General features: G+C 42.6%; 12 protein-coding genes and 1 riboswitch. Of the genes, 8 read left to right on the top strand and 4 right to left on the bottom strand.

Annotation, left to right across the window (positions count from 1 at the left end):
- Window positions 1-292: nuclease-related domain-containing protein (locus AC3EBE_RS01455; RefSeq protein ID WP_488593268.1), on the bottom strand; the 292-nt coding region annotated here is incomplete at its 3' end.
- Between the two features lie 351 nt (window positions 293-643).
- Between AC3EBE_RS01455 and AC3EBE_RS01450 the strand changes: the two genes are divergently transcribed.
- Window positions 644-1,606: a cation diffusion facilitator family transporter gene (locus AC3EBE_RS01450; RefSeq protein WP_488593267.1), complete on the top strand. Its 963-nt coding sequence runs from the start codon at window positions 644-646 to the stop codon at window positions 1,604-1,606.
- A 146-nt stretch (window positions 1,607-1,752) separates the two neighbouring features.
- Here the strand turns inward: AC3EBE_RS01450 and AC3EBE_RS01445 are convergent, their stop codons facing one another.
- The gene (locus AC3EBE_RS01445; protein WP_488593266.1) at window positions 1,753-3,102 is read right to left on the bottom strand and encodes a hemolysin family protein; all 1,350 of its coding nucleotides are present in this window, start codon (window positions 3,100-3,102) and stop codon (window positions 1,753-1,755) included.
- 508 nt (window positions 3,103-3,610) lie between these two features.
- Here AC3EBE_RS01445 and AC3EBE_RS01440 point away from each other — a divergent pair.
- Window positions 3,611-4,678 (top strand): ATP-binding protein, encoded by a 1,068-nt coding sequence (locus AC3EBE_RS01440; RefSeq protein ID WP_488593265.1) that lies wholly within the window; start codon window positions 3,611-3,613, stop codon window positions 4,676-4,678.
- Here the strand turns inward: AC3EBE_RS01440 and AC3EBE_RS01435 are convergent.
- Window positions 4,671-5,240: a GNAT family N-acetyltransferase gene (locus AC3EBE_RS01435; RefSeq protein ID WP_488593264.1), complete on the bottom strand. Its 570-nt coding sequence runs from the start codon at window positions 5,238-5,240 to the stop codon at window positions 4,671-4,673. The genes AC3EBE_RS01440 and AC3EBE_RS01435 overlap by 8 nt on opposite strands.
- 113 nt (window positions 5,241-5,353) lie before the next feature.
- On the opposite strand from AC3EBE_RS01435, the gene AC3EBE_RS01430 reads away from it, so the two are divergent.
- On the top strand, window positions 5,354-6,634 hold the full coding sequence (locus AC3EBE_RS01430; protein WP_488593263.1) for a dicarboxylate/amino acid:cation symporter: 1,281 nt from the start codon (window positions 5,354-5,356) through the stop codon (window positions 6,632-6,634).
- A gap of 58 nt (window positions 6,635-6,692) precedes the next feature.
- Here AC3EBE_RS01430 and AC3EBE_RS01425 read toward each other — a convergent pair whose 3' ends face one another.
- The gene (locus tag AC3EBE_RS01425; RefSeq protein ID WP_488593262.1) at window positions 6,693-7,823 is read right to left on the bottom strand and encodes a histidine kinase N-terminal domain-containing protein; all 1,131 of its coding nucleotides are present in this window, start codon (window positions 7,821-7,823) and stop codon (window positions 6,693-6,695) included.
- A 259-nt stretch (window positions 7,824-8,082) separates the two neighbouring features.
- A riboswitch (TPP riboswitch) is annotated at window positions 8,083-8,189 on the top strand.
- A gap of 106 nt (window positions 8,190-8,295) precedes the next feature.
- Between AC3EBE_RS01425 and thiT the strand changes: the two genes are divergently transcribed.
- From thiT to AC3EBE_RS01400, 5 genes are all read left to right on the top strand, one after another.
- Window positions 8,296-8,868 (top strand): energy-coupled thiamine transporter ThiT, encoded by a 573-nt coding sequence (gene thiT, locus AC3EBE_RS01420; RefSeq protein WP_488593261.1) that lies wholly within the window; start codon window positions 8,296-8,298, stop codon window positions 8,866-8,868.
- Window positions 8,869-9,195: 327 nt separating this feature from the next.
- Entirely contained in the window at window positions 9,196-9,420 is a 225-nt protein-coding gene (locus AC3EBE_RS01415; protein WP_488593260.1) for a FeoA family protein, read from the top strand.
- A complete protein-coding gene (feoB, locus tag AC3EBE_RS01410) occupies window positions 9,417-11,429 on the top strand; it encodes a ferrous iron transport protein B (protein ID WP_488593259.1) in 2,013 nt (670 codons plus the stop codon). The genes AC3EBE_RS01415 and feoB overlap by 4 nt, the downstream gene beginning before the upstream one ends.
- A 21-nt stretch (window positions 11,430-11,450) precedes the next feature.
- On the top strand, window positions 11,451-11,606 hold the full coding sequence (locus tag AC3EBE_RS01405) for a FeoB-associated Cys-rich membrane protein (protein ID WP_488593258.1): 156 nt from the start codon (window positions 11,451-11,453) through the stop codon (window positions 11,604-11,606).
- A gap of 115 nt (window positions 11,607-11,721) precedes the next feature.
- A complete protein-coding gene (locus AC3EBE_RS01400; RefSeq protein ID WP_488593257.1) occupies window positions 11,722-12,183 on the top strand; it encodes a helix-turn-helix transcriptional regulator in 462 nt (153 codons plus the stop codon).
- Window positions 12,184-12,338: the final 155 nt, after the last annotated feature.

The following is a 12,338-nucleotide window of genomic DNA, read 5'->3' as shown; positions in this document are numbered from 1 at the left end:
CGTAGTAATAATCGCCTTCGTGGTTTTTTACGTCGATCAAGTAAATCATGTCTTGAAAAATAACCAGGGAATCGATCTGAAACAATGAACCGTTCACTTCGAGCAGCAATTCATTCAGCATCAGGTTTTCGGGCTCGAGTGAAGTCATCCAGCGGTCGTATTCCAGTTCGCCTTCATAGCCCTTCTTCATGGTCCAATAATGCTGTTTTTCCTTTTCAGGCAGCTCCATGCGGTCGTCCAGTGCCATCAGGCTCCTCAGTTCTTTACTCATTTCACGCTCTTTTATAATCATATTTCACCTTCCTATTCTCTCAAAATGCATACACTTTTATTGAAGCATAGAAGAATCTAAAAGTGTGTGAATTTTCTTTGTCAAAAGCTTCACATTAATTGTTGCTTTCCAGTTTCCAACAATTTTAAAAGTTTTGCGGCGTTTTTCGAAGTTGCCTTGTACACTTATAATGTGAATGCCTCAAAATTCATAAAAAGAACCTTCCCCAAACAAATAAACCTGCTTTAAATCAACCACTGGAAAATATTCCAACTCTTGTTCCCATTCCATAAGATGTTTAAAGACAGCGAGATTGTGAAAAATGTATATAGCTATAAAAATTTAGTACAACTACGTAAAGCAGGTGAAGGAATGTCAACAGTTGTAGATTTTTTTAAAAGAGGCAATAAGTCTTCGGGCATTGCAGCGCTCGGAAATACATTCCTTGCAGTCGTAAAGGGAGTCGCTGCGGGCATCAGTGGAAGCGGCACAATGCTGGCAACAACACTTCACTCGGTTGCGGATGCACTCAACCAATTGTTTGTTTTCATTGGAAGTTCGATTTCTGAAAAAGAGGCAACAAAACGGTTTCCGATGGGATTTGGCCGTGTCGTGAACCTGTTCGTCCTGATTGCCGTCATCATCATTTCGATCATGGCGTATGAGACAATCTTAAAGGGCTGGCATCTCATCCAGGACCCTAAAGCTTCGACGAATCTATGGCTGAATATTGTCATTATGTTACTGGCAGTTCTTGTGGATGGATCAATCCTGTTCAAAGCGATGAAGGAGATTGCCCATGAAACCAGGACTGAAGCTAAAGGGGCAGGGCTGATCGCAAATGCATTTAGGAATGTGAACAGGGCTGCGCCGCCGACGAGACTCGTATTTTATGAGGATTTGATTGCTACGTTTGGAGCTGCGCTGGCTTTGGTGTCCATCGTGCTAGCCGATGTTACAGGCTATTATTTCCTGGACGGGATTGGAACACTCTTGATTGGCTTTCTGCTGATTGGCATTGCTCTGAAAATTGGCTATGAAAATACAGTAGGCCTCATCGGGGTAGCTGCTCCTAAAGATCTGGAGGACAGGATTGCAAAGACCATTTTGTCTGATCCGGATGTCGTCGATATCAATAAGCTGAGAATTATCCAGGAGGGCAGACAGTATCATGTCGAAAGCTATCTTGAGCTTCGCAAAGGCATGACACTTGCCGATGCGGATGATATTAAATTCCGGGTAAGGGACAAGGTGCTGAATGATCCGGATGTTGATGACGTGGTCATGGGGATTATAGAGGCTGACGATGTTCAAACCTGGAAGCTTGATAATTAATTTAAAAGAAACCCGGCAGAGTCGATTCTGCCGGGTTTCTTTTGTTGGATAGGAAATAATAAAATAAATTTTTTGGATAACTATATGAGTTGTCTTAATCCAGCTCCAGCGCCTAGCCCCTCGGGACGCTTGCGCTTTTTGTTCTGTTATGACAGCACTTCTGTATTATTCAATATCAAGGTTTCAACCGGTTTCTCTGATTCAATCTGCTTTATGACCTCGATATACTTGATGTGGTGTTCTTCCATCTCAATAATCTTGAAATGGAAAGGACCGAAGCTGACAATGTCACCTTGCTTCACTTCGTAGTTTTCAGTGAGCATCCAGCCGCCGATTGTGTCGACATCTTCATCATTGATATCAAGTCCAAGCAGATCATTGACCTCGCTGACCAGTACCTTGGCATCGATAATATAGTGGCTATCCTTGATTTTGCGGACCATTGGGATCTCATCCATATCGAATTCATCACGAATTTCCCCTACGATTTCCTCCAGGATATCCTCTACAGTTACCAGGCCTGAAGTACCGCCGTATTCATCCATTAAAATTGCCATATGAATCCGTTCCTTTTGCATTTTCACAAGCAGGTCATGGATAGGGATACTGTCGATGACCCTGATGATCGGGCGGATGTAAGAGTCAAGCGTCTTTTCGCCGCGGCCCTGTTCATCGATCAAGTCCGTCATCACTTCTTTTATATTGACCAGCCCGATGATATGGTCTTTATCTCCATCAATGATCGGGTAGCGTGTGAATTTTTCTTCCTTTACGACCTGGAGGAAAGTCTCCAGGGTATCTTCCTTTGACAATGATGCAATCTCAGTGCGGGGCACCATGATTTCTTTGGCGATCCGATTATCGAATTCAAAGATTTTGTTCACATACTTAAACTCTGACTGGTTGATTTCGCCACTTTTCAAGCTTTCAGAAAGGATAATGCGAAGTTCTTCCTCAGAATGAGCCAAATCATGTTCGGAAGCAGGCTTTAGTCCGACAAGGCCAGTAGCTAAACGGGCTGAACCATTCAATGCCCAGATAAAAGGATACATGACCTTATAAAACAATATAAGCGGTTTAGCTGTATTGAGTGAGACCCACTCTGCCTTTTGTATGGCAAGTGTTTTAGGTGCCAGCTCGCCTACTACCACATGCAGGAATGTGATTATCGCAAAGGCAATTCCTATTGAAAGCACATGGCCAAAGGACTCGGGAATTTCAAGGCTATGGAGTACAGGACGAAGTATCGAAGCAATCGTCGGTTCGCCAAGCCAGCCAATTCCAAGGGCTGTGATCGTGATTCCCAGCTGGCATGCTGACAGGTACTCATCGAGATTGGATATCACTTTTTTAGCAGCTACAGCTTTTTTGCTGCCTTCCTCTATTAATTGATCAATTCTGGAACTCCTCACTTTAACAATCGCAAATTCTGATACGACAAAAAATGCCGTTAAAGCAATTAAAATGGCTATCCAAACCAAGTTAAATATGTCCAAATAAGTTCCCTTATCCCGCAGCTATACGGGTAAGGAGTCACCTCCTGATAAAATGAAAATTAAGCCTGCCGTTAAACAAGCTTTATTAGACTATGAATTTATTATTCCAGTGAATTAGTCAGGCCCGATCCGTGCGGCTTCTGCAGCCAGGGCCCATTTCCTGTCATGCTGCTGCTTTATCCGCGCCGATGGCTGTTAATTCCCTGATACGATAGATTGCCCCATCATACCACCTCAGCTTATTTTAGATTTAAAATTAATTATACCATATACTGCAAGCATGAAGTTGAAAATTAATTTACTTATAATGTATGAAGGAGCAGCATAATGTATGAAGTTTAGTGTTAATTATATTGGAAAATTCTGATTTTAACAAACGAATGACTCTCTTTTAAGGCGCATGGAAAATTTCCCAATGTAAGTATTTACCTTTTAAACCTTAATTTTAACAGTTTGCAATTGTAACTTATTATAATATTCAGTAAAATTGGTGGAGAGGAGGCTGTTTATGACTATGCTATTAACAGGCTTGGAAAATAAATTAAAAGGCTTTGCAAAACCTAATGAGAAAATATGGGTCGAGCCTGCAATGGACTTTATTTGCAAGCGTACCCCTGAGGGTCTTATTAAGTATGTGTCTCCATCCGTAACAGCGATGCTTGGCTATGAACAATCGGAACTGATTGGCCGATTGTATACATTGTTTGTACATACTGACGATTATAAAAGAATATCCGGGATTGCCATGCCTGAAAGTGAAGAGGTCTGCAGCCTGACATACCGCTTAAAACGGAAAGACGGTGTTTTTATCTGGGTTAGCTCCCAGGTATCTGTCATTCGTCATCCAGATACAGACCAGCCATTTGAAATATTTTCTGTAACCAGTGATGTATCTGCCAAGCTTAAAGCAGAGCATTTCATCCTCGAATATGAAAAGCTGAATGTCGTCGGACAGCTGGCGGCCGGGATTGCCCATGAAATTAAAAACCCTCTGACAAGTCTTAAAGGCTTCATCCAGTTGATGAAGGCCGGGCAGGAATTGAATAATTGCTATTTGGCCATCATGGAGGAAGAAATCAAAAGGATGGAGTCGGTTTCGAAGGAATTGATGCTGATGGCCAAGCCTCATAAAACAGATTTTAGTTCGTTTGATGTTAACTCCCTGGCGGATCATGCCATCACTCTTCTCATGGCTGAGGCGGCGAAAAAATGTGTGGAAATCATTAAGCGCTCGACACTCGACGACAGTTTGCTTCTTTGTGATGGAGAAAAAATCAAACAGGTACTGATCAATCTGCTGATGAATGCCATTGATGCAATGGATGTTCCTGGAGAGATTATTCTTGAACTTTCAAATGGAGACGGCTGCATATTGATTTCTGTATCAGATTGTGGGATAGGCATTCCTGATGAATTAATGGATAAAATCGGCAAGCCGTTTTTTACGACAAAAGAGAACGGCAATGGCCTTGGTTTGATGATTTGCTATAAAATTGTTGAAGAACATGGCGGAAGGATTTCAGTTGATTCCAGCAGTAATGGGACCACTTTTACCCTTCGTTTGCCTGTTAGATGATTTCGTGGGATGAAGGAACCTGGTATTGATGCCAATCTCTTGAAAGCAGGCTATAGACAAATAAATCGTGAAATTTTCCGTTTAAAAACTCTCCATCTCGCATAATGCCCTCTTTAGTAAATCCTAATCTTTCCGGAATGGCCTGGCTTTTGAAATTTTCTTTTCCGCAGCGGATCTCCATCCTGTTCAAAGCGAGGTCGTAAAACGCAAGCTTCAACAGGGCTTTTACCGCCCTGGTAACAATTCCTTTGCCCTGAAACGATTCTATAATATAGTATCCTATGCTTGCCTGTGAATTGTGCCAATCCACCCCCTGCAGGCCGATGCTTCCGGCCAGTTTTCCTTTATACCTGATGGCTAATTGAAGACTCTGGTTATTTTCATATTGTTCCTTCCACATATGGATGACATGGTAAAATTGGTCAACGGATTTCATTTTATCCACCCACGGAAGCCATGTTCGCAAAAATCCGCGATTCCTTTCAACGAGCCAAAACAGTTCCAAAGCGTGGCTCCCTTGAAAAGTATGCAATTCAATTTCCTGATCGACCTTTATATACACTTACTATCAACCTCCTCTGGCACTTTTCTCCAATCATGCAGATGGCGTTTAATAATCGGCATAAAGGGAATAAACCATTACATTATTTTTTATCTTTTTTTGGGAGGAATAACATGAAGCTAACTACCAGGATACTCATCGGTCTTGGCCTTGGTGCCATGACTGGCTTGATTCTTAACATATTTTCACCAGATTTGTTTACTGTTTTTGATAAATTCCTGTTTACACCGCTGGGGAAAATCTTTATCAATCTAATCAGTATGCTTGTCGTTCCAATAGTGTTGTTTTCAATCATCCTCGGTTCTGCGGGACTTGGAGATCCGAAGAAGCTTGGAAGAATTGGTTTAAAGACTGTAAGCTTCTTCCTGGGGACTACTGCAATTGCAATTATTATTGGCATTTCATTAAGCTATTTGATTAAGCCAGGTCTAATGGGAGAGTTCGATACAACCGGGGCGGATTTTAAAGCGGAAAAAGCTCCGCCGGTAAGTGAGACATTCCTGAATCTGATCCCGACCAATCCATTTGAAGCAATCACATCCGGCAATATGCTTCAAATCATTGTATTCGCGATTTTTATTGGGATTGCATTAACTGCATTAGGCAATAAAACCAAAGGTATTTTGAATCTCATCGAGCAAGGCAATGAAATTATGATGTATTTAGTAGGTCTCGTGATGAAGTTCGCTCCATATGGAACTTTTGGCTTGATTGCGACAGCGATTGGCAGTCAGGGTTTAGATGCTATAAAAGCTATGAGTGTATACATGCTTGTGGTTGTGCTTGCATTAATTCTTCATGGTTTATTAACCTATGGATCAAGTGTATATTTCCTTGCACGCAAAAATCCTTTATGGTTCTTTAAAGGATTCGCACCAGCAATGGGAGTGGCATTCAGTACATCCAGCAGTAACGCGACACTGCCTGTATCGATGGAAACAGCGCAAAAAAATCTGAAGGTTCCAGAGTCTGTCAGCAGCTTTGTGCAGCCTTTGGGCGCGACAATCAATATGGATGGAACGGCCATCATGCAAGGAGTTGCAACGATTTTTATCGCGCAGGTTTATGGTGCTGACCTGACGATGGCCGAGTTAGCGACAGTTGTCCTGACAGCGGTGCTTGCAAGTATTGGTACGGCAGGGGTGCCAGGTGTCGGTTTGATCATGCTGGCGATGGTCCTCAAATCTGTTGGATTGCCAGTTGAAGGTATAGGATTAATACTGGGTATTGACCGATTGCTCGATATGGCGCGTACAGCAGTGAATATCACGGGTGATGCAGCATGTGCGGTGATTGTTGCAGAATCAGAGAAGAAGCATGAGGCGAAGACAGCAAAAAATAAGGTAAAAACGATGGCCGACAAAAGCACTTTGGAGTATTCCGATAGAGCTTAGTCTCAATAAAAGCCCGTTCCTTCTTTATAAGGGACGGGCTTTTTGATAGTTGTGGGACTTACATTTCATTTCCGTTCAATGGCAAAAGAATGATAAATGATGTTTTGTCAGGTTCGGATGAACAGGCGAGTATTCCCTTATGTTTTTCAATGATTTCCCGGCAGACGAAAAGACCCAGCCCTGTTCCAAGTGTTTTGGTCGTGACAAATGGTTCAAAGATTGTCTTCAGTAAATTGTCTGGTATCACCGGGCCATTATTTGAGATTTCTAATTTGATATGAGTATCATTGACGAAGAATCCCTTGATTTCAATTCTCGGGTCGTCCCGATATTGGCTCAGGACATCAATTGCGTTGAAGATGATGTTGATGAGCACCTGCCTGATTTCATCAGCATACCCGTACAATTCCATCTTTTCGGCGACTTCCTTGTTAATCTTCACATTGGTATCAAGTATACTTGGATAAAGGAAATTTAATACCTCATCAATCATTTTATTTACTGAGAAAAAAGTTTTCTCTTTCCCAATCAGCTCCTTTTTGGAAAGAAGCAAAAATTGCGAAATCCGGAAATTCAGCTGTTCCAATTCGCTCGAGATGATATCGAGATACTTCATCTCAGGATGATCGGATTTTAACAGCTGGATAAACCCCTGAATGGAGGTCAGCGGGTTGCGGAATTCATGGATGAAGCTTGAAGTCATCTGCCCGAGCAAAGTCAGCCGGTCTTTATGGGTAGAATCGATGAACTCATTCTTTTCCTCGATGATCTTATTCTTCTGTTCATTGTAATAAGAAACGGCGTAGTACAGGAATGTATCAAAGCAGTAATTGATTCTGTTAATCGTGTCCTGAAGCTCTTCCCATCCCAGTTTCATTTTATGGAGATGTTTATAAATAACAGACCGCCCAGAGTTTACGTTATAAACAAAGTCCCCGATGTTAATGTCAGCACGGACCCTTTCTTCTCCGACGGCAAAAGCGATTTTTTGTAAATGAACCTCAAGCTCTTCATTCGATTTCGAAAAGATGGCCATGATGATTCCATACATTTCTTCCGCGTTTTTTGTAATTCTTAATTTATATGGATCGTCCTCAGATACGATGATCATTTCATTCCACTCGGCAATCAGATGTTCTTTTTCACTAGACAGGAAGCTTAGCAGTCGGTTCTGTGTAATTGGCAGCATTTAATTGAGTCCTCCAGTTTAACAATTCCGTTTTTAAAAACATTCGGTGGAAAAATGAAAATCCCTTTGTCGAATATTTAGAACATACGCAGAAAGGCGTCGAATTAGCAAAAAGGTGACTAAAGACCGATTTTTTTATCAGTATTTGTTAAATTGGTTGTCGACATTTTAATATAAATTATGAGTTGCATAAAAAGATGAAATTGTTTTCCTTGTCTTCGTAGATAAAAAGTAGTATATTCATAGTTGACAAATTAAATAGAACCACAAGGGGAGCTGCGTAAAGCAGCTGAGAGTGAGCGGCCGAGTTCTTACCCTTTGAACCTGTTAGTTAATGCTAGCGTAGGAATGTGGATGCGATAGGAAAGCAATCTTGGGAATCCTATATCGATCCCTCGATTGCTTTTTTTGTTTCTGAAGCAGAAAAGGCGTGTTGAAGCGGACCTCATTCTGAAAAGAAGGGGGAAGAAACATGAAACAAAAGCAAACTTTATTTTTAGTGGAAGTGGCAGTATTTTCGGCCCTGGCGTATTTATTGGATCTTTTTTCAGGGTTCCTATTTTCAAGGATCTGGCCGCAGGGCGGATCAGTTTCCATCGCGATGGTGCCTGTATTCCTGATGGCATTCCGCTGGGGATTAAAAGGCGGTATCCTTACCGGATTCATATTTGGACTTTTGCAATTCATTCTTGGGATGTCTCAGATTTATCATCCGGTACAAGGCATTTTGGATTATCTCGTTGCCTTTGCTGTTTTGGGATTGGCAGGTGTATTCGCCAGCCAGGTGAAAGCCTCCCTTCAGGAAGGACGGGGCAAGAAGTGGATAGGCCTGATTGTAGCTGGCACGTTTATCGGGAGCGCACTTCGATTCATCGCCCATTTTCTTTCAGGGTGGATTTTCTTTGGCAGCTATGCACCAAAAGGGCAGCCAGCATGGGTGTATTCAGCTGTTTATAATGGCACTTATATGCTTCCAAGCATGATTCTCAGTGCGATCATTGTCATCCTTATTATCAGTTCAGCACCTAATAGGATGCTCAAATAGTCAATCTTAAGAGGAGCCAGGTGCTCTTCTTTTTTTATGGTTTAATATACCGTTGCAGGTATATACTTAAAAAGTAAGATTTGTCAATTATATGGCTAAAAGCAGGTTATGAAGTTCCGAACCTTAAATCTGTGATTAATGTCACAGTGGAGGTGAGAGAAAAATGATTAAATAAAGATAATCATTCTCAATTAGCAAAATGTTTAGAAATGAAGAGAAACTGCTTTAACAATTTAATTTTAATTATAGCTCAGTGCCCTATCTTCCGAGGCACTGTAAATGTGAATAAGTAAATAACCAAAACATTTTCGGAAAAAGGTGATGGCTATGCTGGGGAATCTAAAGACTGGGGAAAAAGGCCGGATCTTGAATATTGCTGGTGCTGACAAGTTTGTTAAAAGAAGACTGCTAGACTTAGGTATTGCTGAAGGAGCAGAGGTATGTGTCAAGTGCATCCTGCCATTTGGCGGCCCGGTAATGGTCGAATCTTGCGGCCAATGCATCGGTATCCGCAGGAAAGAAGCGCTTAGAATCGAAGTGGAAAGAGTATGAATAACATTGCGCTTATAGGTAATCCAAATACAGGCAAAACCTCCCTGTTTAATAATTTGACAGGTTCATATGAATACGTAGGCAACTGGAGCGGCGTAACGGTTGAGAAGAAAGTGGGGGTCCTGAAGAACGGAAGGGACAAGCTCATTGATCTGCCAGGAGTGTATACACTTAACCCATTATCCAAGGATGAAGGAGTCGTTACCAATTTCTTTCTCCGCGAGCCATTCCAAAAGCTGCTTAACATCCTGGATGCATCGCAATTAAGAAGGAATCTTCATTTAACCTTGCAGGTAATGGAATATGATGCGCCTGTCATCATTGGCTTGAATATGCTTGATGTCGCCAAAAGCCGAGGAATTGAAATTAATATTGAAGAACTCTCGAGTCAATTGGGTGTCACGGTCGCCCCAGTAGTCGCAAGGTCCGGAAAGGGCTGTGATGAGCTTGCCGAGCTTGTTACAGGGGAAGCCGTAAAAACAGGAAAAACGAATCTGGTCTTTTACGGAAAAGCCATCGAGGATGGAATCCTTAAGCTTGCAGCTATGCTCCAGGGCAGAACGGGCATTTCTTCCCGCTGGCTTGGCCTGCAGCTATTCGAAGGAAATCCTTATGTAAAGCATTTTCTTGAACAAGAACTATCCATTCAGGGAATAGATTCACTCATGGAGTCCGTGGCTGTTTCTCATTCCAATCATACTGGTGATAAACATTCCCTGGACCAGGTCATCTATCAGAAGCGCAGTGAAGCAATCGAGAGGATTCTCTCTGCCTCTGCCACAAGGTCAGCTGCCAAAAGCATACCTTTAACCGAACGGATCGACATGATTGTCACAAACAAATTTTTAGGGATTCCGATTTTCTTGATGTTGATGTATTTAATGTTCATGCTGACGTTTGACTGGCTTGGGTTCCCGCTGTCTGATGCACTTGACTCGATTTTATCCGGTCCCGTCACTAATGGAATTGCGGCTGTGCTTTCTGCGGCAGGAACCTCAAAGTTCATTGAGGATCTGATTCTTGAAGGAATCGTTGCGGGAGTAGGAGGAGTCCTTGTTTTTGTCCCGCAGATTTTCATTTTGTTTTTCTTTATTTCGCTGCTTGAGGATTCTGGCTATATGGCCCGTGTTGCACTCGTAATGGACCGGTTGATGGAATCCGTCGGGCTGAATGGCAAGGCCTTCATTCCAATGATGATCGGATTTGGCTGCAATGTCCCGGGGATCATGGCTGCCCGCACCATTGAAACACCAAAGGAAAGATTGATGACAATCCTGCTGACTCCGCTGATGTCATGTTCAGCGCGTCTTCCCGTCTATGCCTTATTCGTTGGCGCATTCTTCCTTGAGCATAAGGCACTTGTTGTTTTAAGTCTGTATGTTTTAGGAGTGCTTGTTGCGTTACTGCTGGCAAAGGTTTTTTCAAAGACGCTATTGAAGGGGGAAACCTCCCTGTTTGTAATTGAGCTTCCTCCTTACAGGCTGCCGCAGGCAAAAGCACTCTGGAGGAGCACTTGGGATAAGGGAAAGGGCTTCATTAAAAAAGCAGGAACCTTCATCTTTGCAGGATCGGTGCTGATCTGGCTGCTTGCTTATGCCGGTCCGGGTGGTGTGAATGTCAGCATGGATAACAGCTATCTGGCTGCCCTTGGCGGAATAGTTGCACCTTTATTTGCGCCAATTGGCTTTGGGACATGGCAAGCCAGCGCTTCCCTTTTTACAGGCTTCCTGGCAAAGGAATCGATTATCTCGACTATGAACATCATTTATTTTGTGCCTGATGAAGCAACATTGCAGGGATTGCTGGCAACCTATTACACTCCGCTGGCAGCATATAGTTTCATGGTTTTCATCCTTTTATACGTACCCTGCCTGGCGACAGTAGCAACGATATACAAAGAAACCGGCTCCAAGCGCTGGACAGCTTTTTCCATCGGTTACGCATTAGTGATTGCTTACGTGCTATCGCTGGCTATTTATCAAGGTGGAAAGTTTATTGGACTAAGCTAATCCAGAAAAGGAGGCTTTAATATGATCGCGAACATTTTAATCGGGGGAGCGATATTTGGCTATGCTGGCTGGGCGTTCTTCCGTTTCATAAAAAAATCGAAGCAGGGGAAATGTGCAGCATGTTCCCTGCAGGATTCTTGTTCCACAAGCTGCAGCACAGTACAGGATAAGAAGTGAAATGGCAGGATGTGAGCAATCACATCCTTTTTAAATGCTCTTTTCAATAAAAACATTTGAATTTCACCGTTGTAAGTGTAAAATTACACTAAAAGAACTTAAAAGGATGAAGCGGATGACCAGGGATGAAATCATCAGTCGAGTGTCGGAAAAAATAAGAGTGCTGAGGGCTGAAGTAGGATATACGCAGGATAAAATGGCAGATATAATCGGTGTCTCCAAAAAGACGCTGGTGCAGATTGAAAAAGGAAGGGCTCAGGCGGGCTGGTCAACCGTTGTGACCATTTGTGCCTTATTCAGAGAGACCGAGACAATTCAATTCCTTTTCGGGAATGAACCATTAGAGGTGCTTGAAACAATCGCGCATGAAGGGACAGATTACCGCAAGGAAAAAACGCTCGGCGGAAAAGTCTGGTGGCGGGAAGTTGATCGTGCCGGAGGGTTTGTTATGCAGCAAAATATCCTTAGCCAGCATTTCAGGATATTGGATGAAGATGATTTCCGTATATTTAGCAGCTTTGAGGAAGAGGAAACGAGGGAAAGGCTGCTGGAGCTGTCAAAAGAACAAAGTAATTAAAAGCCGGGTACCAATAATGTGCACCCCAGAAGTTAGAGTGAAATTCTAACTTCTGGGGTGTTTTATTATGGCTAAATATAGTGAAAGTTTTAAAGTAATGGTGGTGCAGGAGTATCTGAGTGGTCCACTTGGAATTGAACTTCTAGCACGTAAAC

Source organism: Mesobacillus sp., assembly GCF_057785455.1.
Note: the sequence above shows the minus strand (reverse complement) of the source record. Positions and strands in the feature narration are given on the sequence as shown.

Coding starts and splice junctions, on each gene's coding strand:
- AC3EBE_RS01450 (WP_488593267.1), top strand. CDS start 644: ATGTCAACAGTTGTAGATTTTTTTAAAAGAGGCAATAAGTCTTCGGGC.
- AC3EBE_RS01440 (WP_488593265.1), top strand. CDS start 3,611: ATGACTATGCTATTAACAGGCTTGGAAAATAAATTAAAAGGCTTTGCA.
- AC3EBE_RS01430 (WP_488593263.1), top strand. CDS start 5,354: ATGAAGCTAACTACCAGGATACTCATCGGTCTTGGCCTTGGTGCCATG.
- AC3EBE_RS01425 (WP_488593262.1), bottom strand. CDS start 7,823: ATGCTGCCAATTACACAGAACCGACTGCTAAGCTTCCTGTCTAGTGAA.
- thiT (WP_488593261.1), top strand. CDS start 8,296: ATGAAACAAAAGCAAACTTTATTTTTAGTGGAAGTGGCAGTATTTTCG.
- AC3EBE_RS01415 (WP_488593260.1), top strand. CDS start 9,196: ATGCTGGGGAATCTAAAGACTGGGGAAAAAGGCCGGATCTTGAATATT.
- feoB (WP_488593259.1), top strand. CDS start 9,417: ATGAATAACATTGCGCTTATAGGTAATCCAAATACAGGCAAAACCTCC.
- AC3EBE_RS01405 (WP_488593258.1), top strand. CDS start 11,451: ATGATCGCGAACATTTTAATCGGGGGAGCGATATTTGGCTATGCTGGC.
- AC3EBE_RS01400 (WP_488593257.1), top strand. CDS start 11,722: ATGACCAGGGATGAAATCATCAGTCGAGTGTCGGAAAAAATAAGAGTG.